The 26,823-nt window shown below is 60.0% G+C and carries 26 protein-coding genes and 2 pseudogenes; 15 read left to right on the top strand and 13 right to left on the bottom strand.

The genetic code is table 11. From position 1 onward, the window contains the following. Window positions 1–460 precede the first annotated feature (460 nt). Complete coding sequence (locus RJT48_RS19505) at window positions 461–817, bottom strand: YbjQ family protein (RefSeq protein ID WP_311174029.1); 357 nt, start codon at window positions 815–817, stop codon at window positions 461–463. A 148-nt stretch (window positions 818–965) separates the two neighbouring features. Between RJT48_RS19505 and RJT48_RS19500 the strand changes: the two genes are divergently transcribed. Then, window positions 966–1,928 (top strand): alpha/beta fold hydrolase, encoded by a 963-nt coding sequence (locus RJT48_RS19500; protein WP_311174028.1) that lies wholly within the window; start codon window positions 966–968, stop codon window positions 1,926–1,928. Here RJT48_RS19500 and RJT48_RS20685 read toward each other — a convergent pair. From RJT48_RS20685 to RJT48_RS19485, 4 genes and pseudogenes are all read right to left on the bottom strand, one after another. After that, window positions 1,862–2,275: pseudogene (locus RJT48_RS20685) on the bottom strand (hypothetical protein); the annotation flags it as partial. The gene RJT48_RS19500 and the pseudogene RJT48_RS20685 overlap by 67 nt on opposite strands. Window positions 2,276–3,010: 735 nt before the next feature. Then, the gene (locus RJT48_RS20680) at window positions 3,011–3,616 is read right to left on the bottom strand and encodes a transposase (protein WP_345784770.1); all 606 of its coding nucleotides are present in this window, start codon (window positions 3,614–3,616) and stop codon (window positions 3,011–3,013) included. After that, the gene (locus RJT48_RS19490; protein ID WP_311174026.1) at window positions 3,525–4,130 is read right to left on the bottom strand and encodes a hypothetical protein; all 606 of its coding nucleotides are present in this window, start codon (window positions 4,128–4,130) and stop codon (window positions 3,525–3,527) included. Before RJT48_RS19490 ends, RJT48_RS20680 begins: the two co-directional genes overlap by 92 nt. An 89-nt stretch (window positions 4,131–4,219) precedes the next feature. Then, window positions 4,220–5,332 (bottom strand): peptidase, encoded by a 1,113-nt coding sequence (locus RJT48_RS19485; RefSeq protein WP_311174025.1) that lies wholly within the window; start codon window positions 5,330–5,332, stop codon window positions 4,220–4,222. Window positions 5,333–5,608: 276 nt separating this feature from the next. Between RJT48_RS19485 and RJT48_RS19480 the strand changes: the two genes are divergently transcribed. The 5 genes from RJT48_RS19480 to RJT48_RS19460 all read left to right on the top strand — a co-directional run bounded on the left by RJT48_RS19480 (window position 5,609) and on the right by RJT48_RS19460 (window position 9,505). After that, window positions 5,609–6,436, top strand: coding sequence for a DUF6159 family protein (locus tag RJT48_RS19480; protein ID WP_311174024.1), 828 nt, complete (start codon window positions 5,609–5,611; stop codon window positions 6,434–6,436). Between the two features lie 2 nt (window positions 6,437–6,438). Beyond that, window positions 6,439–7,125 carry an MBL fold metallo-hydrolase gene (locus tag RJT48_RS19475; protein WP_311174023.1) on the top strand — a complete coding sequence of 229 codons (687 nt, stop codon included), beginning with the start codon at window positions 6,439–6,441 and terminating at the stop codon, window positions 7,123–7,125. A 129-nt stretch (window positions 7,126–7,254) separates the two neighbouring features. After that, window positions 7,255–8,064 carry a DUF7847 domain-containing protein gene (locus RJT48_RS19470; RefSeq protein WP_311174022.1) on the top strand — a complete coding sequence of 270 codons (810 nt, stop codon included), beginning with the start codon at window positions 7,255–7,257 and terminating at the stop codon, window positions 8,062–8,064. 86 nt (window positions 8,065–8,150) lie between these two features. Continuing rightward, window positions 8,151–8,603 carry an ArsR/SmtB family transcription factor gene (locus tag RJT48_RS19465; protein WP_311174021.1) on the top strand — a complete coding sequence of 151 codons (453 nt, stop codon included), beginning with the start codon at window positions 8,151–8,153 and terminating at the stop codon, window positions 8,601–8,603. Further along, on the top strand, window positions 8,600–9,505 hold the full coding sequence (locus RJT48_RS19460) for a DUF7847 domain-containing protein (protein WP_311174020.1): 906 nt from the start codon (window positions 8,600–8,602) through the stop codon (window positions 9,503–9,505). The genes RJT48_RS19465 and RJT48_RS19460 overlap by 4 nt, the downstream gene beginning before the upstream one ends. A 21-nt stretch (window positions 9,506–9,526) precedes the next feature. On the opposite strand, the gene RJT48_RS19455 is transcribed toward RJT48_RS19460, so the two are convergent. Continuing rightward, window positions 9,527–10,126 (bottom strand): LURP-one-related family protein, encoded by a 600-nt coding sequence (locus tag RJT48_RS19455; protein ID WP_311174019.1) that lies wholly within the window; start codon window positions 10,124–10,126, stop codon window positions 9,527–9,529. A 226-nt stretch (window positions 10,127–10,352) separates the two neighbouring features. Between RJT48_RS19455 and RJT48_RS19450 the strand changes: the two genes are divergently transcribed. After that, window positions 10,353–11,126, top strand: a complete 774-nt coding sequence (locus RJT48_RS19450) for an ABC transporter ATP-binding protein (RefSeq protein WP_311174018.1) — start codon at window positions 10,353–10,355, stop codon at window positions 11,124–11,126. Continuing rightward, window positions 11,123–12,816 (top strand): annotated as a pseudogene (locus tag RJT48_RS19445) (hypothetical protein). Before RJT48_RS19450 ends, RJT48_RS19445 begins: the two are co-directional and overlap by 4 nt. 220 nt (window positions 12,817–13,036) lie before the next feature. Here RJT48_RS19445 and RJT48_RS19440 read toward each other — a convergent pair. From RJT48_RS19440 to RJT48_RS19430, 3 genes are read right to left on the bottom strand one after another with little or no spacing between them, the layout of a single operon-like run. Beyond that, window positions 13,037–14,137: an ABC transporter permease gene (locus tag RJT48_RS19440; protein WP_311174031.1), complete on the bottom strand. Its 1,101-nt coding sequence runs from the start codon at window positions 14,135–14,137 to the stop codon at window positions 13,037–13,039. 41 nt (window positions 14,138–14,178) lie between these two features. Then, complete coding sequence (locus tag RJT48_RS19435; RefSeq protein WP_311174030.1) at window positions 14,179–14,841, bottom strand: ABC transporter ATP-binding protein; 663 nt, start codon at window positions 14,839–14,841, stop codon at window positions 14,179–14,181. Continuing rightward, entirely contained in the window at window positions 14,838–16,022 is a 1,185-nt protein-coding gene (locus RJT48_RS19430) for a COG1361 family protein (protein WP_311174017.1), read from the bottom strand. The genes RJT48_RS19435 and RJT48_RS19430 overlap by 4 nt, the downstream gene beginning before the upstream one ends. 199 nt (window positions 16,023–16,221) lie before the next feature. Here RJT48_RS19430 and RJT48_RS19425 point away from each other — a divergent pair, with 199 nt between their 5' ends. Beyond that, window positions 16,222–16,851 (top strand): IS6 family transposase, encoded by a 630-nt coding sequence (locus tag RJT48_RS19425; RefSeq protein WP_311174016.1) that lies wholly within the window; start codon window positions 16,222–16,224, stop codon window positions 16,849–16,851. Window positions 16,852–17,071: 220 nt separating this feature from the next. Then, window positions 17,072–17,374, top strand: coding sequence for an amphi-Trp domain-containing protein (locus tag RJT48_RS19420; RefSeq protein WP_311174015.1), 303 nt, complete (start codon window positions 17,072–17,074; stop codon window positions 17,372–17,374). A gap of 741 nt (window positions 17,375–18,115) precedes the next feature. Here RJT48_RS19420 and RJT48_RS19415 read toward each other — a convergent pair. Further along, window positions 18,116–18,943, bottom strand: a complete 828-nt coding sequence (locus RJT48_RS19415; RefSeq protein ID WP_311174014.1) for an IS5 family transposase — start codon at window positions 18,941–18,943, stop codon at window positions 18,116–18,118. A 944-nt stretch (window positions 18,944–19,887) separates the two neighbouring features. Between RJT48_RS19415 and RJT48_RS19410 the strand changes: the two genes are divergently transcribed. Further along, the gene (locus RJT48_RS19410; RefSeq protein WP_311174013.1) at window positions 19,888–20,904 is read left to right on the top strand and encodes a BGTF surface domain-containing protein; all 1,017 of its coding nucleotides are present in this window, start codon (window positions 19,888–19,890) and stop codon (window positions 20,902–20,904) included. A gap of 50 nt (window positions 20,905–20,954) precedes the next feature. On the opposite strand, the gene RJT48_RS19405 is transcribed toward RJT48_RS19410, so the two are convergent. Then, on the bottom strand, window positions 20,955–21,530 hold the full coding sequence (locus tag RJT48_RS19405) for a DUF1684 domain-containing protein (RefSeq protein WP_425604739.1): 576 nt from the start codon (window positions 21,528–21,530) through the stop codon (window positions 20,955–20,957). 376 nt (window positions 21,531–21,906) lie between these two features. On the opposite strand from RJT48_RS19405, the gene epsC reads away from it, so the two are divergent. The 3 genes from epsC to yqeC all read left to right on the top strand — a co-directional run bounded on the left by epsC (window position 21,907) and on the right by yqeC (window position 24,184). After that, window positions 21,907–22,770: a serine O-acetyltransferase EpsC gene (gene epsC / locus RJT48_RS19400; RefSeq protein ID WP_311174011.1), complete on the top strand. Its 864-nt coding sequence runs from the start codon at window positions 21,907–21,909 to the stop codon at window positions 22,768–22,770. A 211-nt stretch (window positions 22,771–22,981) separates the two neighbouring features. After that, entirely contained in the window at window positions 22,982–23,353 is a 372-nt protein-coding gene (locus RJT48_RS19395) for a CBS domain-containing protein (protein ID WP_311174010.1), read from the top strand. Window positions 23,354–23,413: 60 nt separating this feature from the next. Continuing rightward, window positions 23,414–24,184 carry a selenium cofactor biosynthesis protein YqeC gene (gene yqeC / locus RJT48_RS19390; RefSeq protein ID WP_311174009.1) on the top strand — a complete coding sequence of 257 codons (771 nt, stop codon included), beginning with the start codon at window positions 23,414–23,416 and terminating at the stop codon, window positions 24,182–24,184. A 1-nt stretch (window position 24,185) separates the two neighbouring features. Here the strand turns inward: yqeC and RJT48_RS19385 are convergent, their stop codons facing one another. Further along, complete coding sequence (locus RJT48_RS19385; protein ID WP_311174008.1) at window positions 24,186–24,812, bottom strand: molybdenum cofactor guanylyltransferase; 627 nt, start codon at window positions 24,810–24,812, stop codon at window positions 24,186–24,188. A gap of 144 nt (window positions 24,813–24,956) precedes the next feature. Here RJT48_RS19385 and RJT48_RS19380 point away from each other — a divergent pair, with 144 nt between their 5' ends. Continuing rightward, complete coding sequence (locus tag RJT48_RS19380; protein WP_311174007.1) at window positions 24,957–25,544, top strand: hypothetical protein; 588 nt, start codon at window positions 24,957–24,959, stop codon at window positions 25,542–25,544. Window positions 25,545–25,568: 24 nt separating this feature from the next. Here the strand turns inward: RJT48_RS19380 and RJT48_RS19375 are convergent, their stop codons facing one another. Continuing rightward, window positions 25,569–26,795 (bottom strand): iron-containing alcohol dehydrogenase family protein, encoded by a 1,227-nt coding sequence (locus RJT48_RS19375; RefSeq protein ID WP_311174006.1) that lies wholly within the window; start codon window positions 26,793–26,795, stop codon window positions 25,569–25,571. Window positions 26,796–26,823: the final 28 nt, after the last annotated feature.

Below are 26,823 nucleotides of genomic sequence, written 5' to 3'. Positions count from 1 at the left end.
CCCGAAGACACGCCCGTGGAGACTGTGACCGCTACGGACACGACTCACTTCGAATCTGTGTCTGCAAGTCACGTCGTAGAAACGGGAAGCCTCGGGGCTTGACCCCGAGGCGATTCACGGAGCAGTGATTCTCAACCCGGTTAGAATGCCGATCTAGCTATGATGACCGCCAACGCAATTCCGGTGACATCCCGTACTCCGCGATCAGGACCTCCTCTGTCTGGTCCTCACCCGGGGATTCACCGGCAGCCGCAGTCATTTTGAGATTCTAACACCACCTTTTCTGGTGCCGCTGACAAAGATGCTGCTCCGGAAGGAGGCTGAGTGGCCCGTCAACCGCAGATTCATAAGTTCATCTTAAGTTAAGGCCGGGGCGCTCAATATATATGGATCGTAGGCTGAGGTATTTGCAACCTCTATTGAGGCGGTAGTCAGCGTCTCTTCGAGCGACAGCAGCCTCTTAGGCGAGTTTGACAGCCGTGCCGTAGGCGATTACTTCCGACGCACCCTGGGTGACCTCGGACGTCTCCATCCGAACGTTCACCACGGCGTCCGCTCCCATCTCGATTGCGTCTGCTTCCATCCGCTCGATCGCCTGATCCCGGGCATCAGAGAGCAACGTCGAGTAGGCCTTGAGTTCGCCACCAGCGAGATTCCGAATCCCCTGGGTGAAATCGCGTCCCACGTTCCGTGCTCGGACGGTGTTACCCCGGGCGATACCGAGCACCTCCACGATCTCGTGGCCAGGGACCGTCTCGGTCGTGACGGTGGCGACGAGTGACTGCTCTACATCTGTCAAAACGGCTTCTGAGGACATATCGACTTCTAAGACGGTGGCAGAGAAGATAAACTAGTAGTGATTTATGCGTTCACGTAGCGCGGCTACAGCCTTGATCGAGGTGGACAGGTCACTGTGCGTACTACTGGCCACGCAACTATATCGCGTCACTCGACGTATCTCTGGTATGAATACACGATCCCGCTCCGGTCGCGAACCGATCGCTACCGACAACACGGAGGTCTCCAGGCCAACTGCTGGCGCGGTCGACGGCGGTATTCGGCCTGCTAGCGTGTCTCGGTTCGGAGACCTCTACGACAACGCCATCAGCGCACTCCTCGACATCCCCATTACCGACCGGTGGGTCGAGACCAGGGCAGGCCGAACGCACGTCCTGACTGCTGGGGATGTAACTGCACCGCCAGTGGTGGTGTTCCAGGGCGGCAACGTCACGAATCCGGTGACCCTCGCGTGGGTTCAGGAACTTTCCAGCGAGTACTACCTCATCGCGCCGGATACGCCCGGACAACCTGGCTGGAGCGACCCGCACGAACCCGACGAGTACGGTCCGTGGGTCGTCGACGTGCTCGATGGGCTCGGAATCGATCGCGCAGCAATGGTCGGGGTCTCTCACGGTGGGGGAATTCTCTTGGAAGCGGCAGTCCACGCTCCCGACCGAATCACTGCAGCCGTATTGGTCGCTCCCGCAGGTTTCGGCACTCCCCTCTCGTGGGCTCTCGCCCGAATCGTCGTTCTGTCGCTGGCGTATCGGGTCCTCCCACGACGAGGGCTATTGACCCGTGCCTTGGCCCCGATGTTCAGCGATCCGATAGAAACCGTCGACAACGTCGTCATCGAGACTGTCGGGCAAGCACTCCGGACGGGAGATCTTCAGGCTTCATTTCCCGGTCCGGACGACCCGGCAGACCTGGCGGTGTTCAACACGCCGACCTTGGTCATCTTGAGCGAACGGGACCCGTTCTTCCCGGTGAGTCGAATTCGCCCGCGTGTCGAGCAGACGTTACCAGCACTCGTGGAGTGTATCACTCTGGCTGGCGAACGGCACTTCCTCTCGACCACTGGTCAGGAGCGTGTAACCGACCATATCCGGGGATTCCTGGATGACCAGTTCGCCCCTGATGCGGAGTGAGCTTCCCGCTCGGGATACCCATATTGTCGTTGTCGGACGGCACGGATGGGTACCGTGCGAGAACACTTGTGCCGTTCAGACGTCTCTATTCTAACCTCTGCGTCTGGCACGTCAGTCCCCTCATCTAATAGCTTTGGTGCGATTAATACGCCGTGATTCGCGTCCCCAAACTTCTGAATACGTCGGTTCACGATACGGTCTTTCTTCGTATTTGAAGATGTGACTTGACTGTGAACCACATACGCATTGTCGGTGTGCTCACTAAGCTCGTTATGGAGATGCTCAGTCGTATCAATATCCATCGCAAACATTACGATCTTCACGCCATCGCCCTCGGTAAGATAGTCTTTGAGGGTGTCATAGAACTATTCGCAAGGTTCTTTTCACGCCGTTGAGTCTGAATCACCTATCAGAATGCGCTTGCGAGTTGAGCATCCGCGAGCGAACGTAGTGAGCGAGCGGTTCACCGACGAAGCCGCCGAAGGCGGCGGAGTCGGTCACTTTTTGGTCCAGATTTTTGCAAGGAGTGGTCGCGCGCAGCGCGACCCGACGCAGCAAAAAGGTGGGCTGCATTGAGCGAATCGACAGAATAGGTGTGAAATCTGTTGATTGAGATCTTAACAGTTATATAAGATTGAAATATTGGAGACCGGCGATCAGCAGGATCGCACCAATCAATACGAGTTTCTGTACCCAAGATGGAACATCTTTCCGAATTCTGAAACCCCAGTCCATACAGGTCAATACGAAGCCCGGTTCTTAAGTTCTAAGCCAGATAATAATTACGAGACTGACCGTCAGCTACGTGCACTGTCTTGGGGATAAGTCAATGTATTCCCTTGACTGCCCGTGAAGAGACTGAACTGAACGATTCGAGCTTAACAGTAGTTGCTGATTCGCCTACGAGAACACTCGTCGATAGATGAGTATCACCACCTCCCAGGATTGTCTCGATCACGAGAAGAGATATACTGCTGTCTGCCGGCCAAGAACCGTTGCCGAGAGATGTTCTGGGAGTCTTGCCAGTGGCCAGAGGCGTACTGACTCGGGCAGTTCGTCCGAGTCAGCCGCCGAATGTGGCGTTACCCGTTCGGAATTGGGCCGAGAAGCTCTCGGAACAGGGCGGTCGGGAGGACGGGAGTGCTCCCGACCGCCCGATCCGGTGTGAGCAACAGATTCGTCAACACCCAGAGATTGTAGAGTGCCACGGCAAACAAGAAATAGAATACTCGAACAGAGAACGTCGGTGACGACGTTTTCGGGAGAAATTCCGTGATTTTTCGGGAGGACGTTTCTATTCCCCAACGATGGCGGTAGGCTTCTGCAAGCGGCTGAGCGACGTCACCTGTGACGTCGCGGTTAGTGACCAGGCAGAAATGATCATCCTCACGGGAGCGATGTGGCACCACGACGAGCCGGACTGTCGTCCGGCCCGTCGGTGGATTCGACCGTGCCATCTCGTAGTCCGTGACGAATGTGTCTTCGTCGTGGTCGGCGATGCACCGCTGTACTTTCCGCGTCTGTGGTGCACGCACGACGAACTCGACGTTGAGTTCTTCCAGAGCTAACGCAAGATGGACGCGGGAGAAGCCACGATCAGGATAGACACGGTTGATTTTCGACGAATTTCCGCGCTTGGGAGACGAGTTGGCGGAGCGCGTCCGCCAACTCGTCGGTCTTGCCACCATCTAGAGCCACCCAACCTAACGTGAATCGGACACTCGGGTCAACGATACAGATTGTGGCGAATTTGTAGGCACAGACGGTTCCTCGGTCGGGATCAGTCCGAGCGACGTGCGGTGTTTTGCTGTCGCCGTAGTAGAGCCAGTCGTGAATATCAATGGCAACATCGACGGGCCGCGTGAACAGTCGGTTGCGAGCAGCTTCGTTCAGCACACCCTCACGGACGCGGTCGAACTGGTCGTCGACCGCGTCCGCGTCAAGTCCACGCAAATGGTACAAGAGTGCTCGTGCCAACGGATTCCGTGACTCTGTTCCAACGTCTACCTCAGCACCGCGAGCGAGCTGATACGCTTTCGCGCCAGCATTGGCAAACTCGTTGTCGAGGGCAGTCCGAGCGAGGACTCGCTGAAAGTCCTCGCTCGGATATGTCCCGTTCGCAGCGATACCGAACTCAAGTTCGGAAAACAACAGCGACGACGCTGCCCGACTCACCTGTTGAGCCTCGGCTGTCTCGACCATATCGAACCAACGACAGCGACGATAATCGATTCTCTCCCACTTCAGCAACTACTGTAAAGCCGTGGGTTTTCTCCTGTATTTCGTATAATTCACAGATTGTTTGCTGTTCGAAGTCGATCGATTCGATCTCCAAAAGCTACCTTGATAGAGAGAGGGTTCGGAAATCGGCGTCGTGTTGGTTCGAGCGAGTGTAGATCGGCGTACTCGGTGAGCGCGTCAGCAGTTGCCATTCTCCCGACCTGATCAGCGGCGTACTCGTCAGCTGCGCGGACCCGTCGTCGAACGAGCCAAAAGCCGACGAGAATCACTCCCAGTGCGAGGCCGAGTAACGGCCATCGTGGGCCGATACCGATGACGGACGCGATTAGGGAGATACCAGCCACGAGGACCGTCCCGACTCTGACCTCGAAGACGTGGGTTCGAAGTTGCCCCGCCTCGATCGCCAGCAACGCGGTGGCGGTCTCGTCGTCGAAGGTGTCGAGAAACGTGCTCGTAACGAAGAGACGCCGGTAATTCGGTGGCCCGCGGACGAGCGTGTTCGCCGTCTCTTCGCTCTCGGTGTCGAGGATCCGCACGTCTCGAACGTTGAGACTGGCGCGATCACAGAGCCTCTCCACTCGATCAGCAGTGCCTCCCGTCGGTGTCGATGTCGAGCGAAGGACTGTGATGAGCCAGGGTGCGGCGTATAGCATCCCGAGCACGAGCGCTGCGAGTCCGATAGCGAGGGCGAGCGGTGAGGACTCGATCGAGCCCACTTGCAGGGGGATGAGTACCACAGAGAGAAGCGCACTTAACCCGATAACGTACCGCGTCATCTTCCAGATCGACGTACCGGTGGCGAGATCAACGTCACGCACGTCGCGGATGCCCCGAACTGTCGGGAGATACGAGATGATCCAGACACTGCCGGCTGCGAGAAATGTGACGAAATCCGTGAGAATCCCGGTCACAAGGTCCGGAGCGGCGGGCAGCGCCGTGAGGAAGGCAGCACCGACTCCGGTGAGGGCGAACACGGCGTAGGCGAGCAGTGTGTACGGGAAGAGGACAGCGGCATACAACAGCCGGTACTTCCCCACGGGATTTCTGAGCCGGCGAACGACAACGCTACCGATAGCGCCGAGCAAACCTCCGGCGATTGCGATCCCCACGAGCGCAGCAATCGCAGCACTGACCGAAGGTGGCGTCGTTTGGAGGGCAGCCATATTTGCGTGTTCCCGCAACACGCACTAAAATCATAGCGTAGCGAGTCGAACACCCGGATGAGGAACGAGTCGGTAGTTCACACACAGTTTTCATTCTCCCAGATTTATTTATATCCGCTGACCGAATCAAGATCGTATGCCCTCCATCACACGACAAAAGAACCTGACTCTGCTTATGGGGAGTAGCGGACGCCGAGCGACTGGCGGTACCGTAGCACGTTCGGCACGCAACGGCGCCCGATCCACTCGTGACCAGTCACCCGGAGACCGTTCAGGATGACCTCGAAATACCAACGCGGCTTCGAGATCACCCGTGACAGTCTCCGTATCTTCACTCAGCGACCGACGCTGCTGATCCTTCCGGCCCTGAGCCTCCTTGCAGTCGGGAGTGCCTTCGCCATCCTGGGAGTGATCGTCTTCGAGCAGGGGCTCGTCGCGTCGCTTCTCCTCAATGATCTCTACAAGTACAGTGCGTTGTTCTGTGCGATTGCGATCTCGTCGAGCGTAGCGACGTTTTTCAACGCTGCCGTGGTACACTGTGCGGCCCAGCTATTCGAGGGAAACTCGACATCGGTTCGGGGTGGTCTCGCCGCGGCGTGGCGCGCTCGCCGGCAGATCGCTCTGTGGGCAGGTACCGCCGCGACGCTCGGCACGGTCTTGTACATCCTCGACGAGAAATTCGGTGTGGTCGGGAGCCTGACGCGAGTGGTCTTCGATCTCGCGTGGGCGCTCCTGACGTTTTTCATCGTGCCGGTCATCGTCCTCGACGAGCGACGGAGCCTGCGTCGGCAACTCCGTCGGAGCGGGTCGCACTTCCGAGACACGTGGGGTGAAAGCGTCTCCGCCACGCTCGGCGTGAGCTTCGTCTTCTTGATCGTTGCGCTCCCCGGCATTGCGCTGGGGGCGGCTGGGTACTTCGTTCTCGATGGCGTGGTCGCCGTGGGCGCGCTCGTCGGTGGCGGCGGGATCGTCGTCGCTTCCATCGTGGGGTCGCAGACGGCATCCGCGGTCGTCCGGACCGCGCTGTACCGCTACGCGACGACGGGTAACCAAGTTGGTCCGTTCGAAGGTCGGGATCCGGATACGGTCTTTCCTGAGAACTGACGATGCCGATCTACGACCGGCGGCCCCCGTCGGAGTACGAGGCCGTCGATCGGTGGGACGGCGGGATCGGATGGCTCGCACGCCCGAACGAGACTGGTCGCCGGACGAGTCACGCCGTCGTCGGCGCGGACGGTGGCGTGTGGGTGATCGACCCGCTCGACGTGCCGGGGATCGACGAGGAACTCTCGGCACTTGGCGACGTGCGCGGCGTTCTCGTCTGTTCGAACTATCACGTCCGTGACGCCGACAGGTTCGCCGCGCGTCACGACGTACCGGTGTACTGCCCCTCGTGGCTTTCCCGCGCAGTATCCAAACTCGATTCTCCGACCGACTCGGAGACGGAGACGGTCGGCACTTCCGGATTCGAACTGCGTCGGTGCCGCCCGTTTCCGGGCTGGTCCGAAGCGGTTGCGTACCGCAAATCCGACGAGACGCTCTACGTCCCCGACGTACTCGGGACTACACCGTTGTTCACAGTCGGTGAAGAGCAACTCGGGATGTACCTCCTGTGTCGATTCTTTCCTCCCCGAGCCGTGTTCGATGGCCTCTCCCCAAACAGGATCCTCGTCGGACACGGAGCTGGCGTCTTCGAGAACGCCTCGACTGCCCTTGCGACGGCACTCGAGGGCGCACGTCGACGGTTGCCCGCAGCAATCCGCTTGAAGGATGGGAACAGCTCCGGGCGCTGACAGCGGCACTGGTGGACTGAGGAAGCATTCTCCTCGGAGAGAATAGCCAATACAAGCCCTAATATTGCTTAAATCTGGTTTTGATACTCCAGTCGTTCTAATACGTGACAGCAGTAAGTCGTAGACACAATGGTCCTCGTCTCCGCATTCAAAGACGGATACACTGCCCTCCGAGCAAATCCGATCCTGCTCGTCGCCGGCCTCCTCGTCGGGGGTGGAAGCCAACTCCAGTACGTCGAGCACCTGATTGACTCACCGTTGGTTTCGGCAGGCGCATCACTTGCGTGGCTGGTCGTTTTCCCGCTCGTACTCGGTGGCTTCCTCGGAACTGCCCGTGCCGCGGTCGAAGGGACAGACGCGTCGGTCTCCCAGTTCGTCACTGCCGCGCGGACGCATTATCTCCGACTTCTTCTCGGCACTGTGTTGTTCGTGCTTATCGTCCTCGGAACTGCCATCGGACTCGGACTCGTCGGGTTCATCCTCGGAATCGGATCGATGGCACTCGGTGCGATTCACGAGATGGCCGCTTTCGCCGCGGGTGTCGTCTCTCTCCTCCTCTGGCTGCTGTCCATCCTCGCCGTCATACTGTTCGTCCAGTTTTACGATGCCGCGATCGTCATCGAAGACCAGGGCGTTACGGATGCGTTCCGCAGAAGTGTTGGGCTCGTCCGCTCAAATCTCAAAAGCGTGGCCGGCTTCTCGCTGGCGTGGCTCGTCTTGTTGAACGCCTTCCTCATCCCCGAGTACCTGCTCCAATTGACACTGACAGACGCCGCTCCCGCTGACGTATTACCGGTCGATCTCGGTATTCCGATCGCCGTTCTACTCCCGATTGGAGTCGTCCTGTCGGCGGTTGGCTTCGCGTACTTCTATACGGTGTACACGGCGTACTACTTGCGCTTAATCGCTATCTCACCCATCACCACGGAATCAGCATAGTTACTCACTAACAACTACGTACAATGATTTCGAACTACCACTAATCAGAACAGATCCCACGACTCATCAACCCATTCAACACACCTATGCCACGACTCCTTCCGACCCAAACGGACGCGGCGGTCGAACGAAGTGATAACCCTGCTGTCCTGAGCCTCGACGACGATGCGACGAGAGACGTGATCGAAGCGCTGTCGTCGGAGACTGCCTACGAGATATTCCGGCTGCTCAACGAGACGCCGGCGACGCCGGCACGGATCGCTGAGCAACTCGATCAGAGCATACAGAACGTTCACTATCACCTGTCGAACCTCGAATCGGCTGGCGTGATCGAGGTCACCGACACGTGCTATTCGGAGAAAGGACGCGAAATGAGTGTGTTCGTCGTCTCTGAAGATCCGACGCTGCTCTTCCTTGGCACCGAGGATGACCGACCGAGTCTCAAACGCGCGTTCAAATCCTTCGCGTCTCTGCTTGGCCCTCCATCGATTCTGCTTGCCGCCGGCGAGTCCATCTCACAATTCGTTACAGGCGAATGAGCGAACACACCGACTCAGCGACCCGAAAGGCTTCGACAATCGACGACATAATCACGTTCGACGTGGCCCCGACGATCAGAGCCCGAGACGACATCGATGGATGTGGCTGTCTCGAATGTCGAAACATCGAGACGACCACCACTAATCGGACCGTTCTTGACGCACTCGTCTGGTCTGTTCACCTGTTTCGATCCTACCCATCGATCGTCGCCTTCACAGGCGTGATCATCCTCTCCAACCGGCTCCTCGAAACGGATGCCGTCACTGTGCTCCCGACGCCCGCAGTCGGCGTGGTCGAAGCTGTGACGGCGTTCGCATTCATCATCTCAATTCGTGCCTACGTGGGAACGATCGTGGCCGGAGAACTGACCGACAACCCCGTCACGATACGTGAGGGGCTACATCGAAGCATCGCTCGAACGCCGGCGTTAGTCGGCGTCGTCCTTCTCGTCGTGTTTTCCGTGATGACGATTCCGTTCTTCGTGTCCCTGCCACTCTTCGTTCTGGTCGGCGTTATCCCGGGTACGCCAGTGGAGCTGGTTAGTTTCCCCGTCGCGGCGGCAGTCGGTGGGATCGTCTTCGCCGTGCCGTTTCTCTTTCTCCTCTTCAAGTTCTGGTTCGCACCAGAAGCCTGTGTCATCGGGCAGTACGGCCCCATCGAATCACTGTGGGTTAGCTGGCGTATCACGACGAACTACCGCGGGAAGTTCCTGCTCATCGTCGTAATCGCAACTGGTAGTGCACTCAGTCTCTATCTCCCAACAATTCTTCCCGAAGTGGGTACGGAACTGACTCTGATGCAACCCGCTCTACGTGTGATCTCATCAAGTGTCGGTGAACTGCTCTCGATCGTGTGGGCAAGCGCGTACGCACACACGTACGTCCAGGGCGTCGTTTCGTGAACCGGGACTCGTGCTTGGAATTCAGTTCCCTTGGATCGCATCGATAACGATCGCGGCGATCACGATCGGTTCTGTCGGGACTGAACTCGTGTCAGTGAGCGTGATCTCGTACTGATCGAAGTCGAATAGAGCGAACTCGCCCTCGATAGAACCGACTGAACCACCCTCTGAATCGGCTATCTCGTACTTGTGAGCGATGCCTTGACCGACCGGCAGGAGTTTCCGTGCGAGGGTGAATAATGCGCCACGAGAGGAGATCGTGGCAAGCAGCGACCGGTCGTCGGGGTCGCGGAGCCGCCACGTGTCTTGCAACAGCGAGAGGTCGTTATCGAAGATAAGGAGATCCTCGTCGGTACGGCTGTCCGTGAGGAGATAATCGCCGGCGATGTCCCACGTGTCGATGGCCTTCACGTGACAGATCTCAGTTCCGTCGGCGTCGACGAACGGGAACTCGTCTTTTTCCTCGTACATCTGGTACGTGGTACGAAAGATCGTGTCGCCAGCAACGTTCCTCGCTTCGTACTCGGGCCGAAAGTTCGTATCGCGGCCAGTCTGCTCGACAGTATATTGGCTTCCGGAAAGGTCGACTGCGGAGGGTTCATACTGTTGGAGGGCCGTCATCATTCGATATTCTGGACCATAACAAAAGTAACTACTGCCTGGGCTTTGTTGAACTTTTCTTACTGCGTTGCATTGTGCTAAGACTCCTGATTTGGGTTGAATTCGTGAAAATTGGGGCAAAGAGAGGGTCTATCTCGATTCTCTGGTGATCTATGCACCGAACGATAGTCGCTCGCTCGTTTCGAAACGCTTGGGCGAACAGTGTGACAACCACTCTCTGTGATTTGTGCCCTCCACTAACGATGACATCGCCATTCAGACGACTGATCTCCGGAAGACCTACAGGTCCGAGGTGGCCCTTGATAGCCTTTCACTTGCAATCTCCACAGGAACCGTTTATGAGTTTCTCGGCCCGAGCGCGGGAAAAACGACGGCGATGCGGCTCCTCACCGGCCTTACACAGCTAACGAGTGGATCTGTCCGTGTCTGTCGTATCGACGTAGCTGACCGGCGTGCCCTCGCTCCACACACCGGCTACCTCCCCGAAACGCCGCCGCTGTACGAGGATTTCAGCGCCCGTGAACAACTTGAGTACGTTGCCGATCTCCGCGATGTCCCGCAGGATGTCGCCCGCGAACGAATCGACGAGTACCTTGACCGGTTTGATTTGATTGACGACGCCGACAAACGAATCAAAGCGTACTCCAAGGGAATGCAGCAGAAAACCGCGTTCATCCAGAGCGTCCTGCACGATCCGGATGTCCTGTTCCTCGATGAGCCGACATCAGGGCTCGATCCACGCGCGGCCCGCATCATTCGGGAGTCCATCACCGCCTTTGCCGATCGGGGGACGACCGTGTTCCTCTCGACACATATCCTCCCTGTCGTCGAAGCCGTTGCCGATGAGGTCGGCGTGTTGTTCGACGGGAGACTCGTTACAGAGGGGACACCCACAGAGGTGCAGGAACGTGCGGAGACAGGTGAGAGCGGATCGTTGGAAGATGCGTTCCTCGCTGTCACCAGCGAGCACGAAACACGAGCACCCCCCGTGGAAGAATGAGTCTGCAACGCGACGTTCGTCACGGGGTCCGAATCGGCCGAGCGGAGTTCGTTCGGAGCCTCCGAGGGTACCTCGGGAATACGCGTCGACCTGTCGGGTTGGGGGATTGCTGTGTTGTTCTTCGGCGGGAGCCTGCTGTTTGCACTCCCGACCGCGTACCTGCTCGGTCGAACTGCACGCTCCGTCACTGCGATTCCATTCTTCGGGCCTGTTGCGAGCGCTGTCCCTGTTGTGCTTGTCCTGTTAGCAGTGCTCAGAACACTGGAACGGATCGGCAGCATCGAAGCTGAAGCCCTCGTCTTGACGACAGTCCACCCACGTGCGGTGGTCCTCGGGCTCATCACCGCGGAGATCGGACGGCTTCTCCTGTGGTTCGGGCTTCCCCTCGGGGCGTTTGCCGCCGCGTTCGCGCTGGGATTAGAGGCACCGACACTCGTCGTCACGGGCGGGCTTGTCGCGCTGCCACTCATCTGCTGTGCTGCCGTCTGGGGATACGCTGGTGGGCTCGGTATCCTGCGACTCCTCCGACATCTCCCTGTTGTGCGTCGCCTCCTGAAGGTGGGCGGCGTTCTCGTAATGGTAGGGCTCGTGGTCGCCTCGCAGTTCGTCGGGCAGTATATCGTCGAGGCGGACCGCTGGATACAGTGGCTGCTCTTGGTAGCGACGTACGACCCGCTCATCGAGTACGTTGCACTCGCCTTCACCGGAACCCCACTCGCACGCCCGGCGTCGATCCGTTCGATAGCGGTTCTCGGTGCGATGGTTGTATTGACACCGATTGGACTCGCAGTCGCCACCAAACAGGCATCCACCCTCTGGTTGACGGACGCACCGGCTGGGAACACGTCGAACTATAGTAGCGTTTGCAAGTTTTTACATACTCGATCGCACGACTGCGTGCGATCGGATATGCAATCAGTTGCAAACGCTACTATAGGTACGCAAATCAAACGGCGGCTTCACTGCGCCGCTGCCGTTCGCGTGGACCAACGCGGGTCGAATCGCGTGGAGTGTTCTTGTACGTACTCGTCGACGCCCACAGGAACTAAGCCACCTTGTGATGATCGTCTTTTTCATCGGTCCGGTTGGAACGACCGTCGTTCAGTCGTCAGGTGATGCAATCGGCGTTCTCATCGCGGGGACAGGGGTCGGTCTCGGGACGTTCCTCGCGGGAGCGACTTTCGGATTGAACCCGCTCGGGGACGACCGCCCCCAGTTACCGCTCCTGTTGCTTACCACAACCTCGCCACGAGCTCTCGTCCGCGGGCGGTTGCTCGCCGGCATTGCCGTTGGTCTCCCGATTGCCGTTCTCATTCCGCTTGCGTCGGTCGGTCTCGGAACATCGGTGCTGCGAGCTCTGGCCTTCGCAGGGGTCGGGGTTGGGACCTGTCTTGCCGCGGCGATGTTCGCGCTCGGCATCGGTGCAGCGTACCCGATCTACGAGGAGCGCGAGTTCTGGGGTACCGAAACGGTCGTTCCATCGACGCTCGTGATGATCGGGTACCTATTTATTGTCGGTGGGGGCACGGTTCTCGGACTATTGGTGACCTGGTTTGCAGTCACTGGCAATCTCGTCTTGACGCCCGTCTTCCTCGTGGGCTTCGGGATATACCTCTTGTTGACGGTAGGAGTGCCGTATGGAGCGTACTACTACGCAATTCGACGATATCGACGCTATACGTTCGATTAATTGCCTCGTTAACAGGTAATCGAGGCTTGAGGCTTTCCTTCACACTCCACTAACACGACCCACAGAGCAGTCACATACGAGGTTTCGATTCACCCAGACCGCGCGCGGCTGACGGTGGATGTTTGCGCGGTGTTCTACATAGTAACATAGAAAGAACGGGGGGACGGTGATTACAGTGACCGATCCCGGGACGATCTCTTCAGCCGTTTTCAACGTTAGCCTAGCCTCTGAGCGCCTCCACCGGAAGGTCGTTCGCTGCCTTCCACGCGGGGTACAGCCCGCTCAAAACGCTCGCGGTCACAGCGAACCCGAATCCGTACCCGAGATACCGAAGACTGGCCCACTCGAATACCAGGGTCGGATCGCCCGCGAGTACCTCGAAGATCACGAGACCGGTGCCGAGCGAGGCCGCGGCTCCGACCACGCCACCGATCACACCGAGGAACGCCGCCTCCGCCAGGATCATCCGGAGTACTTCTCCCCGGCGGATCCCCACCGCACGAAGGACGCCGATCTCCCCGCGACGTTCGATCGTACTCATCAACATCACGTTGAGGATGGCGACGCTAGCAACGACAAGCGAGATCGCTCCGATCCCGAGAAGCGCGAGGTTGAGTGTGTTGAAGAAGGAGTTCACGTTCTCCTGGACGCCCGCGAAATTCGTGAACGACAGCTCCTCCTCGTCACCCTCGTTAAACCGAGCTTCGAGCGACGACACGATCTCCTGGGCGTCGTCGCCGTCCGTGGCGACGATGGTCACCGAATCGTAGTGTTCCTGCTCGTCAAGCGCCGAGATCGGAACCACGAGTTCGCTCCCGCCGCCGAACCCGCCCTCGGACTCGATGATCCCTTGCACGCGGTAGAGCCGCCCGTCGTACGTCACTGGATCGCCGAGTTCGATCCCTAGCCGCCGCGCGGTCCCGTTTGTGAGGAGCGCACCGGATCGCAACCGTTCCGGGGAGTCGCCGGCGGAGACAGTGTACAGCGCGTCGGCATTCGTTACCCCGGTCACACTCACGAACGTCTCCTCACCGTCACGCGAGGACAACGTCGTACTATTAGTTTTCTCGGGGACGACAGGGGCGTCGGCAACGACGCTTCGGATCGCTTCGACTTGCTCGTCGGTCACACCGTCGGTATCGCTGTCCGCTCCCGATCTGATGGTCACCTCGTTGGCGAGGCTACCGAGATCGGTTGTCGCCTGCTGTTGGAGCGCGACGCCGGCGATTCCTAGCGACGCAATGGCGACGACTCCGATCACGATCCCGAGGGTTGCAAGAGCGGTTCGAACTCTGTTCCGGCCGAGGTTGCGCCACGCCATCCCGAGGCTCGGGAACCGCCACACTAGGTCGGTGATCCGGCTCACTGGATCACCCCGTCCACGAGCCGCACCACCCGGTCAGCGTATTCAACCAACTGTTCGTCGTGAGTCACGGCTACAATAGCGATATTCTCGTCCTCTTTGAGTCGGGTGAGTTCGTCGAGGATCGTCCGGCCGGTGTCCTGATCCAGGTTCCCAGTCGGCTCATCAGCCAGTAGGATGTCGGGCTCGTTGACCAGTGCTCGAGCGATGGCGACTCGCTGTTTCTGTCCGCCCGACAGTTCCTCTGGGGTGTGTTCGAGCCGGTCGCCGAGGCCGACCCGACGGAGCAGGTCGACCGCGCGGTCCGAGCGGTCCCGGGTGGTGTCCCACATCGAGGGGAGTTCCACGTTCTCCACCGCGGTGAGCATCGGCAGCAGGTGAAACGCTTGGAACACGAACCCGATCTCCGAGCGGCGCTCCTCGGTGAGTTCGTCCTCTGAAAAGTCGGTCACGTCGCGGCCGTCGAGTCGGACGGCTCCCTCTGACGGCGTATCCAACAGCCCGACCAGGTTCAGCATCGTGCTCTTCCCGGAGCCGGAGGGGCCTATCACCGTGACCATCTCGCCGCGGTCGGCCTCGAAGTCGACGCCGGCGAGCGCTTCGATCACCTCTCCGCCGGTGTGGTACCGCTTGACGGCGTCTTCAAGCGCGATGACCGTCATTGGCTGCGCCATCGGAGGACCGCGACGCCGAACACGATACCGGCCACCACGACGACACCACCGACGAGTGGAAGCGGCGGCCCGTCAGAACCGTCGGGTCTGGGCGCAGCCGCGTCATCGCCGGGCGGGGAGTCTCCGTCGGGCGCCGCGCCGACGGCCGCCAGGTCGACCCGCTGGGTGGTCGTCACGCGTTCGTTATCCACGATGTACGTGATCTCGACCGGGACCGACGACACGTTCGAGTCAGTTTGTGCGGTGAGCTCGAAGGTGGCGAACTCGCTGGCTTCGACAGCCCCGACGAAGTACTCGCCCGACGGGTGTGCGGGACGCACATCGTCGGCGTCACCGATCCGGACCAGTACCGAGTCGGCGTCGGTGCTGCCGAGGTTGGCGGCGTCACCCTGGATTGTCACCCCGGTGCCGGCCTGCGAGGCCTCGATGGCCGTGAGCCGGATCTCGCCGGGAACCTTCGTCTCCTCGTCGATGTCGACCGTGAGCGACGTGTTGTGGCTGTCGCCCGCAGCGGTGTACGTCGCGGTGAACTCTATGGTGTCCGAACCGACATCGCCGGTGTCGAACGCGGTGGTCCGGCTGGATTCCGGGGGCACGTCGTACACGAAGTTCCGGTCGAGGACCTCGCCGTCGACGGCGGCGGTGATCTCGACATCGGAGAGGTTGGTGTTGCCGAAGTTCGTGATCGAGACCTCGGTCGTTCCGGACGCGTTTTGCGATGTCGTCGCCGACAGGTCCGCTTTCACCGTCGGTTCGGACACGTCGACATAGACCGGGTAGGTGTAGGAGTGGTAGTCGCCGTCACCGTCCTGCACCACCAGGTTGAGGTCGAGCCGTTTCTCGCCGGGGTTCTCGAACGTCGTCGAGATCGGTACTGAGAGGGAACCGCCCGGAGCGACCGATCCGACGTCCTCTACCCGCGCGAAGTCGTCGGTCGTCCGCGGGGTCCGGACGTAGAGGTCCCGGATGTCGACGGTCGTATCGCTGTTTTCTAGGTTCGAGATCGTCGCCTCGATTGTGACTTGTTCGCCGGTGTTTGGATCGTCGGGTGTCACCGTCACCGACGACAGCTGTACAGCCGGGTTCGCGGCCGACACCGCGACGGCACCCGTGCCTCCGATCAGTACAAGGAGGGTAACGAACAGTCGTGGAAGAGGGGACCAACGCATCGGCAGCGATTAGGGGCTTCCTGTAGTAGATACTACCGGTTTGAGATCCCGAGCGCGACCAATCACGCGAGGCCATACCCCATATCGAGGATGGCATCTGGAAAGCCGAGCAACGCAGGGATGATCATACAGGTTCGTCCTCTGAGGGTCGTGTTTAGTTAAGGATGAAGAGTGAGGCGGTGTGATCTTGTGGTGGTCTATGCCAAAAAACAACCGCCTCAACGGATGTACAGACTGGATTGATTTGGATTTTGTGGAACGACAGCGGACACCCGAGCGTGCGACGAAGCTCGGTATTCAACTGCAGTTAGCGGGTCTCTCGCTGTCGAATACCGTCTCTCTCCTCGAAGAGTTGGGTGTCGAGCGATCTCGCAAGGCAATCCACGATTGGGTACAAAAGGCCGAGTTACAGCCCACAGAAGGCCGAAACCCGAATCACGTTGCGGTTGACGAAACTGTGATTCGAATCAACGATCAGCAATTCTGGCTGTACGCTGCAGTTGATCCCGACACAAACGACCTGTTACATCTTCGCCTATTTTCAACGACAACGACCGCATTAACCGAGATCTTTCTCCGAGAACTTCGCCAGAAACACGATGTCGAATCTGCCGTGTTTCTGGTCGATGGCGCTCAACACTTCCAAACTGCGCTGGCCAGAGTTGGGCTACGATTTCAAATTGAACGAAATGGAAATCGGAACACCATCGAACGAATCTTTCGCGAATTTAAGCGCAGAACATCCTCCTTCTCAAACTGTTTCAGCCAGCCTGAAACTGCCGAAAATTGGCTCCAAGCATTTGCTACCTGGCTCAATGCTCCAAACTAAACACGACCGTTTTGTCACACTCGCGTTTATTCTCACGTGGTGGATAACCATCCCAGTCGGCTGCCTCGCAGGAGCCGTGTATACGAATGTGACCGAAAACGCTGTGAACGCCACTTGAACGGTTCGCGAGCAGTTGTACCCTTAGCGGTGGTGACCGTTGCTGGTCAAAGTAATTGGTTGAAGCCCGGGATATTTTATTGAAGGTCGTTGTTTCTCCGGTATGGGAAACGATAAGCAAGAATCCGAGACCGAAGCGGAATCGGCAGACGATGAGACGGAACGTGAAGGAGAGCGGATAATGAGTCGAGCAGACGCTGCGGGAGTTCTCCGTGAAGTCGCTGCTGGTGTCGAGAATGGGAGAATTGATATTGACGGAGACAACGGCTTCACAGTGGCAGTTCCAGAACGGTTTGAACTGGAAGTTGAGTACGAGGTCACCGAGGACGAGGCCGAATTTGATGTTGAACTTGAATGGCAGATGGAAGAAGGCGAACCGGTATCCGTAGAAGAATCTCCCGAGTGACTGCCTTTACGGCAGGTAAACACAACCGCAGCAATAGCAAGAACATTCGATGAGTGACACCAGTCCGTCTATGACCTTGATTGGCAGTCCATATGACTTACCCCCGCTGAGTACGGAACCCTAATCAGAACCTTCAGATGGACTCCAGAATCTCTCTTTCTCCTCAGTCAGAAGAATTTGCTGGTGCGCCCATAGTCTCCTGTACTGCCTGTGAAGCTGCACTGCAGTCACCAGATCAGCAGCACCTCTCGTTTTTGCTTCTTGATCAATATACAATCCCAGTGGTTGGGTGTGATGAGCATCGAGAAGAGTTTACCACTAGCTGTGGGTATACGACCGATGAAAGCGCAGATCTCGTTGAGCATCGACCCGCTGGGGGAACTGGATGTCCGAGTTGTCATCTCGCTCCCTATAATCTACAGCAGCCCGCCGTTCCGGTGGGAACCGGCGCTGTGAACATCCTCGCCTGTCCCGAGCATCAATCGGAGATCATCAGTCGCTTCCAGGCCGGGCTCGAAACCCGGCAACAGCTTACAACATCTCTTGATACAGGGAACTCGTAGCCCAACGATCCTATACAAGCCGCTGTTTGATGCGTACATTCGCACCCATTATAGTAGCGTTTGCAACTGATTACTCATCCGATCGCACGCTGTCGTGCGATCGTGTGAGCGAAGACTTGCAAACGCTACTATAATTCTAACGACTAGGCCGTGGTGAATCGCCAGACGTAGCGTGATTTCACGGTTTCACCGCCTGCTTGATGTTGTGAACTGCACACATCAGGACGAGTTCACGAAATTCACCGTACCAAGATCGCGCACGCACGGCGTCGCCGAGCGTGCGCTTGATCGTCGAGAGGACCGTCTCACACATCGCTCGTTGGCGATAGCGAGGCCCATCGATCCGCGCGTTATGCGCGTGATCGATGGGCCGGAACTCACGATGTTTGATCAGCGGTCTCACACCCTCTTCGCGGAGTTTCTCGCGTAATTCCATCCAATCGTAGCCCTTGTCCGCAGCGAGGCTGGCGAGGTCGCCCGCGTTGCGGCGGGCGACCTGCCAGCCGAGCTGTGTGTCGTGACGTTTCTCGGTCGTACAGTGAACATCCAGAATTGCTTGAGTTTCTGTATCGACGAGAGCAGTTGTTTTGAGCGTCTGAACACGGTAATTCGTCCGGCGGCAGTAGTGCTTGCTGGCGTTTTCGCGGTCGAAAAACGTCGCATCGATTGCGGCGTGACCGCTCGGGTCGTGCAGCTGCGCCGAGAGGCGCAGCAGCACTCGCCAGAGTGCTGTCTTGATCCTGTCAAACCACTTCACTAGCGTCGAGTGATGCGGGAGATCGGCCGCGTCAAGGCCGATCTTCCCGAGTATTTGTGGCATCTCGCTCAGCAGATCTAACGTCTCTCGGTAGGACTTCTCCAAGTAAACTCGAAGACAATGGAGCGATACGACAGCGTAGTCGGCGAAGCCGCCACCCCCTTCCGGGGCGGCGACTTCGCCTCGGCCACCGACAGCATTTTTAGCTAACTGAACCGCTTTGTTCGTGAAGCGGGAAATCTTCGACATAGGCATCGGCGGTTTCCCGCTTCATTCCACTAGTTCTGACGGTCGAGGCCGACGCTGTCTAGCGATTCACCAGAGTCAACGACTACTATAGTGGGACGGTGACCGAGTGGATCTGGAAGGGGCCCGCGCACGGTCGTACGTCTGCTGTCGACGTCGGATCAGAACGTCAAGCCCAGTTTGAGATCACGAATCAAAGGGAAAAGCCGCTACTTGTTCGGTTTGTCGCTATCTCCGGTGACGTTCCCATTCCGACGGTTGATCCACAGCAAGAATCGTTCGACATTTCGGCCCTTGGGTTTGACCCGGGAGTAGTAGGAACCGGGTCGAACCGTCCGCAATCTCTGAATCGTTCGGACTTAGTCATTCCAATAGGGGAAACGTCACCGTTCGAGACAACGTATACACCATTTGCAGTTCCTGAAGATAGCAACGCCAGGTGGGCCGGGACGGCTCGAACCGGAGAAATCACAATTGTATATGGGTCTGGTAGGAGCGCGAAATGCGGTTTTACCTACCGTCTTAGCGGTCAATAGAGGGTGTCATAGAACTATTCGAAAGGGTTCTTTTCACATCGTTGAGTCTACATTACCACTCAGAACGAACGTGCGAGTTGAGCATCCGCGAGCGAACGTAGTGAGCGAGCGGTTCACCAACGGAGCCGCCTTTGGCGGCGAAGTCGGGTGTTTTTGGTCCAGATTTTCACAAGGAGTGGTCGCGCGCAGCGCGACCCGACGCAGCAAAAAGGTGGGCTGTAGTGAGCGATTCCTGTGTGGGTGTGGGAAGTCTTCTATGACACCCTTTGTAAGAGTTAAACGGCTCTCGAAGCAATCGGACCTTCTTAATCGATCCCGAACCTCGGTGGACCTGTATGCCCTCCAGTGCTTCGCTGAACGATCGCGTACCGGGATCGACAACCACGCTGCTCGGCCCTGCGGAGGTGGCGGATGCGTAGCCGCAGCGGATCGCTCCTGCTCGCGGTGGTGCTCCTCTCGGCAACACTCGCGCCGGCCGTGCTCGCGATGCCGGTCGCGGGTGAGCCGACGGTGACTGTCGATCACGACGGCGAGGAGCTGACGGTCGCAAACGGCTCTGCGCAGGTGGTACGCGGGACGGCCACCGCGCCGGCCGGCACCGAGATACTGGTGCGGGTTCGCTCGACGAGTGAGACGACGCCCGCCTTTCTCAAAACCGCGAGCGGGGTCGTTACCGAAAACGGAACGTGGGCCGTCGCCTTCGACTTCGGCTCTCAAGACGCAGGTGACTCGTTTACGCTGACGGCCCGATTCGAGAACGGGTCCGCGGAAACCGAGGTTCCGGGCGAAATCGTCGCCTGCGGCGGGGACTGTGCGGGAACGACCCCGAGCGGCACGCCCACGCCGATTCCGGAACAGACGACGACGCCGACGCAAACTGACGGCCCCGCCGCGCCGGTAGCGTTCGGCGAGAACATCTTCCTGGTCGACCGGGGCGGCGTCGCCGCGATTCCGATCGCCTTCGAGGGTGAGGGCGACAGCACCGACGAGGCCGTTGTCGTGCTCGGCGACGAAACCGACTTGAACTACGAGCTTGAAGCGGTCGTCCGCGACGAAGACGGCGACGGTCAGGCGGTCCTCTACGTCGACACCTCGTTGGCGGGACGCGGCGGCGACAGCCTCAGCACTTCCGGCGGCGACGCGGTCGAACTCCACGCGGAGACAGATCTCGACTCGGCGCTTTCCCCCGCCGATTACGACGTCTCGCTGTACGCCGGAGCCACACGAGGCGACGATCCCGTCGACGTCGGCACCCTCGTCGTCCAGTCACCGACGACGCGCACGCCGACCGCCGAAACGACTGCCGCGCCGACCGGCGGAACCGGAACCGCGGGGACCGGGCTTGGGTCGCTGGCAATCGGCGGCCTCCTGAGTGGCGCCTTCATCGTCGCCGGGGCAGTCCTGGCCGCGGTTCTCGTGAAACGGTAGCGGGACCGTTTTCCACCGCTGCTGTCGTCGGCCCGCCGAAACGCTCGCGATTAGTGCGTGTGGACCTCGACCGGGAAGTCGCGTTCGCCGGCTTCGATCGGGACCTCGAGCCAGTTCGACGGCGGGACCAGCGGACACTCGTAGGCGGGGTTGTACGCGCAGGTCGGGTTGTAAGCGCGGTTGAGATCGAGGATCCACGTTCCGTCCGCCGTGCGATGTTCCTCGGGCTCGAGGTCGATATACCGGCCGGCACCGTACGTCTCGTCACCGCTGGTCGCATCGCGGAACGGGACCCAGAGCCGGTCGCTTCCGTCCGTCGGCTCGAAGGCGTCGAGCGACACCTCCGTGCCCTCGACCTCGAATCGGAACTGCCCAACTCGCCGGTACGTTTGTTCCCCCTCGGCGGTCGTCTCGACTGTGACGGTCTCGGCGTCGTCGTATCGGTCGAGTTCGAGCTCGAACCGATAGGCGGTGTCTACCTCGTAGTACTCGAGCCCGGGGAAGGCCTCTCCCCGGAAGTCCGGTGGGATCGGCGACCGATGGTGTTCTCGGAAGTATCGTTCCTTCTGCTCGCGGTCCTGCTCGATGGCCTCGCGCCAATTGTCGTTGCGTGTCATACTGTCTATATGGGCTGCAAATGGAGCATGGCAGCTGAAACGAGTTCAGTGCACACGCTCTCTGCTTTCGTCGCTCCACCTCGGTATTGTTCATTGTACACAAAAACACTTGTGCGGTCGGAATATTCCACCGAGGACCGGAAGGCGCGATAGATCCACAGGACCTTATTCGACCTGTCGTCGCCTTAGTGACTGGTTATGAGCACTGCACCGTCGATTGACCCCTCGATGTGCGACGGCAGCGGCGGCGGGATAACGGGCGGGAAGCGCCCCAATAGTGGCGCCTCTCCACGTCTTCACCTTCACGAGTGGATGCTCAGGACCGATCGCATCGGTAACGGGTTGCAAACGCTACTATAATACGTTCATATCCCGAACCAGCGGTATGGAATATCGGTACGCCGGCGACGCCCACGAACGACTGTCCGCGTCGTATGCTGACGACGAGGAGCCGTTTCCGACGAGCGTGAGCGCGTGTTTCCCCGATCGCGAACACCGGCGCGACGAGATTACCCTGTTGCAGGAGCTGTTTTTCCCGACCTGCTGGAACGCACCGACGCTGGTTCGGGACGAACTGGCCGTGCTCGATCACCTCGACGAGTTAGGGAGCCTGTTCAAAGCCGGGATCTGTCCGTACATCGACGGCCGCCCGGACGAGATCGTCGCGGCCGTCCTCGACAGTTTGCCTCGAATTCGCCGGTTGCTCAAGCGAGACGTCGAAGCCGCGTACAAGGGCGACCCCGCGGCGAAGACATATATGGAGATCATCCGCTCGTATCCGGGCTTTCTGGCGATTCAGATCCAGCGCGTCGCTCACGTCCTGTACGACATCGGCGCCGAGGAGTACGCCCGCGAACTCACCGAGTACGGAAAGACGGAGACCGGAATCGACATCCACCCGGGGGCGGAGATCGGCAAGTACTTTTTTATCGACCACGGGACCGGCGTCGTCATCGGCGAGACCGCGACCGTCGGGGAGTGGGTGAGACTCTATCAGGACGTCACACTGGGCGCGCTGCATTTCGAGGAGGAGGAAGGCGAGGAACACGCCCTTAAGAAAGGCTACCAGCGGCATCCGACGATCGGCGACCACGTCGTCATCGGCGCCGGCACGAAGGTACTCGGCGATATCTCGGTGGGCGATCACACGAGCATCGGCGCGAACTCCTGGATCACGGAGGACATCCCCGATCACTCGAAGGTGTACGTCAAGGATCATCCGACGCAGGAACTGAAACGGTACGAGTGACGACGGATCTCGGAGACGACCTCGACTTCCCGAAGAGTGGGCCGAGACCGACTCTTACCCGGGCGGACGCATCCACGACCGACGACGCCGGAGACGATACTGTCTGCTGGACGTCTGTGAAGCACTTTGCGACCCCAGAGTCGCGAATATCTTGAAATAGGGACAGCCGACAGTAGAAAAGACGAAATCCCCCGTCGCCGTGCATATCGATATGGCGACCGAGTCCACGTTAGTCCGCGATGTAATGTCCAGGAACCTTGTAACGATCAGCCCGCAGACGACAATCGTCGAGGCGTCGAAACGGATGCGCGAGGAGAACATCAACGCTCTGCTCGTTCCGACGACGGAGATTGCCATCGTGACGAGTACGGACGTGCTCGACGCCGTCGCCCGGGAACTGGACCCCGCGGAGACCACCGTCTCGGAGGTGATGACCAGATCGGTCGAGACGGTCCCGCCGTCGCTCAGACTCACCGAGGCGGCCGCGATGATGGAGAACTTCGGCTTTAGCCACCTCCCCGTCGTCGACGACGACCTGATCGGGATGGTCTCCTCGACCGACATCACCGCGGAACTCTCCTGAAGGGGCGTCGCATCACGCCCGAAACATACGATTCAAATTCTTTCGGACGCTCTCTACAGTATGAACCTCGTAGACGCGTTCGACGCCGGTTCGGGTACGACCTGCGTGGTCGGGGCCGGCGGCAAGAAGACCACGATGGCAGCACTCGCCGCACGCCTGGAACGGGCAGTGGTGACCGCCACCGTCCGGATTCCCATCTTCGACGAGTGGGTGGCGCGCGTCGAAGTTACCGAGGAGCCGGCAGCAATCGTCGAATCGGCCCTGACTGAGCCGGCACAGCCAGCGGCCAGCGACGGGAACGATTCGGCCCGGTGGCCCCTCGGCGTCGTCCCCGCACGGGAGGAGAAACGCGACGACCGATACCTGGGGTACGATCCCACGGTGGTCGATCGACTCGCGCCGCTCGACCTTCCCGTGCTCGTGAAGGCCGACGGCGCGCGGATGCGACGCTTCAAGGCACCCTCCGAAAAGGAACCACAGCTACCGTCGACGGCGGACACCGTGATCCCGATCGCGAGCGTCCACGTCGTCGGTGAGCCGCTCTCCGAGGAACTGGTCCATCGGGTCGACCACGTTGCAGACCTGACAGGGCTGAATCCGGGCGAAGAGATCCGTCCGGCGGACGTCGCCGCGGTGCTCGCAAGCGAATCGGGGGGTCGCAAGGGCGTGCCAGCGGGCGCGCAGACGATTCCACTCCTGAATATGGTGGACAACGCGGAGTTGGAAGCGACTGCCCGGGAGATCGCGGTCGAGATCCACGAGCGGGTCGACGTCCCGCGCGTCGTTCTCGCGGAGATGCGCGCCGACGATCCGATCGTCGACGTCGTCTGATTTACTCGTATTCCTCAGCCGCCAGAAGCCGCGCCGCGGCGGCCTCCAGTTCCTCTTGGGTGTTGATGTTCTCGAACGTCTCCATCGAGGTCACTCGCTCGATCTCCTCGCGGTCGACGACGACCCGGTCGAGGTCGGATAGCGGTTCGATGATCTTCCGGTCGCCGCGATCGAGCGCGCGTCGACAGGCGGCGGCCATCGGCGCCGCTCGGTAGACTGCCTGCGTCGTCTGGTACCACTCGTCGGGACGCGGGACGGCGGCGTCGTGACCCGCAGCGCGGTCGAACAGGTGTTCGACGAACGCGGGGTCAACGAAGGGCATATCGCAGGCGATGACGAGGGCGTACTCGGCACTGGCACTTTCCAACCCGTATCTGATACCCGCCATCGGCCCCTCGTCCGGCGTCCGATCGAGCGCAAACGACGGGTCGAAGCCGCTCCCCGCGAGCGCATCGTTGATCAGATCGACCTGGTCCTCGCGACAGTTGACCACCAGTTCGTCGACGACAGTGCCGATCCGGTCCGTCACACGGCGGATCATCGGCGTTCCAGCCAGATCCGCCACCACCTTGTCGCGGTCGCCGAACCGGGTCGAGCGACCGCCCGCGAGCACGACTCCTGCTGGCATACAACTCAGTAGTCGGGGGATCACAAAGAACGTGGCGAGTCGCAACCGTGGGCGTTCACTCAGCAGCTGCGCTTTGCGGTTGATCGTTCACGACCCACGTGCAGGGCGGAGCGCATATATCCCATGAGGGTGTCGGTGAAACTGATGCGGGAGGACGAACTGGCGTCTGCCGTGGTCGAGCACTTCGAGGCGGCCTTCAAGGATCCCGACGTCGGGCTCGAAGAGCCGTACGACTACTACGGCAACCGCGGTGCCGTCGACGTGTACGCGCGAACCCAACCACCCGAGCGCGTCGCGTATTTGGTCGAACTGAAAGCCGATCCCGCAGTCAGGATGGCCGGCGGCGCAAACGACATCATCCGGCAGTACCGCCGGATGGAGCGGTATTTCTACGCCGACGACGAGCACGACCTCCGAACGCGACTCGCCCGTGACGGTCCCGGTTTGCATCTGCTTTTGCTCTTTGCCCCCACGGCCCGTTGCGTCGAACACGTCTTCGAGTACCGGCACCTCTACGGGTCGATCGAGCCGGAACTGTCCGTCGACGGCGTCGACGCCGTCCGGAAGGTCGCCTTTCTCGTCAACCTCGAAGACGCATCGACGGGGGGACTGGGCTTTCTCTCGGTCAACGGCGATATCGAAATCGACTCCGGGGCCTTCCGGCAGGCCGTTCCCGCGGACTCCAGGTTGGCCGAGGCGCTCTCGGCGGCTGACGTCAGTTTCGACGAGTGAGACGGGTCAGTCAATAACCAGCAGTCACCACGCACGCTCTAGCACGCCGACGATCTCCTCGACGCTGGGATCGAGGCCTTCGGGCGCGACAGCCAGCAGCCTGTCGTCGTGGATCGCCTCGGCGACCGCCGGGAACTCTCGCTGGTCGACTGCGTCGAGGTCGCGGAGGCGGCGCGGGAGGCCGAGATCGTCGCGCACGGCCGCCACGGCGTCGATCACGCGCTCCGCGACGGCACTCGAAGAGGCAGCCGTGTTCCTGACGCCCAGCGCCTCCGCGAGCAACTCCCGCCGCCCGTCAACTTCGTCGAACACGTACCGGAGGACGTGCGGGGCGACGACCCCGTGAATCGTCCCTTGATGGACGTCGTACCCGTGTGAGAAGCCGTGGCCGAACGCGTGGATGATCGACGCCCGGTAGCCGTCTGCCCCGGCCAGCCCGTACTGGACGCAGACAATCCCCGCGAGGACGTCTGCGAGTCGTGACTCGTCCATCGGCTCCTCGAAGAGCGTGCCGAGTCCCGAACTGAGTAGCCGCAAGCCGCGTGCCGCGGTCCCGTCGGTAATCGGCGTCGAGAGACGGGAGTAGAGCGCCTCGATGCCCTTGTCGAAGCCGTTCATCGCGGATGCAGCGAGTACCGACGTCGGCGTCGTCCGATAGAGGTCGGCGTCGTAGAACAACGCCTCTGGCATCAACCGCGGGTCGCTAACCCCGCCGCTGTCGGGGCCTGCTCCGTTTTGTTCCGACTGCGGCCCGCGATCGAGTGTGAGCGTCACGCCGGCGATATCCGAGAGGTCAGCGCCGGCCAGCGTGGTCGGCACCGCGACCAGCGGAAGGGGGGTGTCGTCGATCGGAATATTCCCAGTTTCGACCGCACGCTCCGCGACAGCAGCCGCGGACGCTCCGTGCGAGGAAAGTGCACACAGTACTTTCGCCGTATCCAAGGTACTCCCGCCGCCGACGGCGACGACGACATCCGCGTCTGCAGCAATCGCCTGCTGGACGCCGGCAAGCGCCGTCCCGAGCGTCTTCGCGGGCGTCGTCTCCGGGAACTCCGCTGCGAGGTGGTTACCGAGGCCTCGCCGGATCGGCTCTATCACCGCCGGCGTCGTCCCGACGGTGCGACCACTGACGAGCAGCGCACGCTCGTATCCCAGTGCTTCGAGTTCGTCGCCGAGTCGACCCACGGACCCGGATCCGACGTCGATTTTCCCCGGATGGAAGTCGAAGGTGAATCCCCTGGCGCTGGACATAGCCCCTTGATACGCGCGAATCGTGATA

Origin of the sequence: Halobellus ordinarius, assembly GCF_031823395.1 — an archaeon.
In the GTDB taxonomy this organism is placed as follows: domain Archaea; phylum Halobacteriota; class Halobacteria; order Halobacteriales; family Haloferacaceae; genus Haloquadratum; species Haloquadratum ordinarius.
Note: the sequence above shows the minus strand (reverse complement) of the source record. Positions and strands in the feature narration are given on the sequence as shown.

Excerpts from the sequence above, each read along its gene's own strand:
- RJT48_RS19505 (WP_311174029.1), bottom strand. The coding sequence starts at position 817 with ATGTCCTCAGAAGCCGTTTTGACAGATGTAGAGCAGTCACTCGTCGCC.
- RJT48_RS19500 (WP_311174028.1), top strand. The coding sequence starts at position 966 with ATGAATACACGATCCCGCTCCGGTCGCGAACCGATCGCTACCGACAAC.
- RJT48_RS20680 (WP_345784770.1), bottom strand. The coding sequence starts at position 3,616 with ATGGTGGCAAGACCGACGAGTTGGCGGACGCGCTCCGCCAACTCGTCT.
- RJT48_RS19490 (WP_311174026.1), bottom strand. The coding sequence starts at position 4,130 with ATGGTCGAGACAGCCGAGGCTCAACAGGTGAGTCGGGCAGCGTCGTCG.
- RJT48_RS19485 (WP_311174025.1), bottom strand. The coding sequence starts at position 5,332 with ATGGCTGCCCTCCAAACGACGCCACCTTCGGTCAGTGCTGCGATTGCT.
- RJT48_RS19480 (WP_311174024.1), top strand. The coding sequence starts at position 5,609 with ATGACCTCGAAATACCAACGCGGCTTCGAGATCACCCGTGACAGTCTC.
- RJT48_RS19475 (WP_311174023.1), top strand. The coding sequence starts at position 6,439 with ATGCCGATCTACGACCGGCGGCCCCCGTCGGAGTACGAGGCCGTCGAT.
- RJT48_RS19470 (WP_311174022.1), top strand. The coding sequence starts at position 7,255 with ATGGTCCTCGTCTCCGCATTCAAAGACGGATACACTGCCCTCCGAGCA.
- RJT48_RS19465 (WP_311174021.1), top strand. The coding sequence starts at position 8,151 with ATGCCACGACTCCTTCCGACCCAAACGGACGCGGCGGTCGAACGAAGT.
- RJT48_RS19460 (WP_311174020.1), top strand. The coding sequence starts at position 8,600 with ATGAGCGAACACACCGACTCAGCGACCCGAAAGGCTTCGACAATCGAC.
- RJT48_RS19455 (WP_311174019.1), bottom strand. The coding sequence starts at position 10,126 with ATGACGGCCCTCCAACAGTATGAACCCTCCGCAGTCGACCTTTCCGGA.
- RJT48_RS19440 (WP_311174031.1), bottom strand. The coding sequence starts at position 14,137 with ATGGCGTGGCGCAACCTCGGCCGGAACAGAGTTCGAACCGCTCTTGCA.
- RJT48_RS19435 (WP_311174030.1), bottom strand. The coding sequence starts at position 14,841 with ATGACGGTCATCGCGCTTGAAGACGCCGTCAAGCGGTACCACACCGGC.
- RJT48_RS19430 (WP_311174017.1), bottom strand. The coding sequence starts at position 16,022 with ATGCGTTGGTCCCCTCTTCCACGACTGTTCGTTACCCTCCTTGTACTG.
- RJT48_RS19425 (WP_311174016.1), top strand. The coding sequence starts at position 16,222 with ATGCCAAAAAACAACCGCCTCAACGGATGTACAGACTGGATTGATTTG.
- RJT48_RS19420 (WP_311174015.1), top strand. The coding sequence starts at position 17,072 with ATGGGAAACGATAAGCAAGAATCCGAGACCGAAGCGGAATCGGCAGAC.
- RJT48_RS19415 (WP_311174014.1), bottom strand. The coding sequence starts at position 18,943 with ATGTCGAAGATTTCCCGCTTCACGAACAAAGCGGTTCAGTTAGCTAAA.
- RJT48_RS19410 (WP_311174013.1), top strand. The coding sequence starts at position 19,888 with ATGCGTAGCCGCAGCGGATCGCTCCTGCTCGCGGTGGTGCTCCTCTCG.
- epsC (WP_311174011.1), top strand. The coding sequence starts at position 21,907 with ATGGAATATCGGTACGCCGGCGACGCCCACGAACGACTGTCCGCGTCG.
- RJT48_RS19395 (WP_311174010.1), top strand. The coding sequence starts at position 22,982 with ATGGCGACCGAGTCCACGTTAGTCCGCGATGTAATGTCCAGGAACCTT.
- yqeC (WP_311174009.1), top strand. The coding sequence starts at position 23,414 with ATGAACCTCGTAGACGCGTTCGACGCCGGTTCGGGTACGACCTGCGTG.
- RJT48_RS19385 (WP_311174008.1), bottom strand. The coding sequence starts at position 24,812 with ATGCCAGCAGGAGTCGTGCTCGCGGGCGGTCGCTCGACCCGGTTCGGC.
- RJT48_RS19380 (WP_311174007.1), top strand. The coding sequence starts at position 24,957 with ATGCGGGAGGACGAACTGGCGTCTGCCGTGGTCGAGCACTTCGAGGCG.
- RJT48_RS19375 (WP_311174006.1), bottom strand. The coding sequence starts at position 26,795 with ATGTCCAGCGCCAGGGGATTCACCTTCGACTTCCATCCGGGGAAAATC.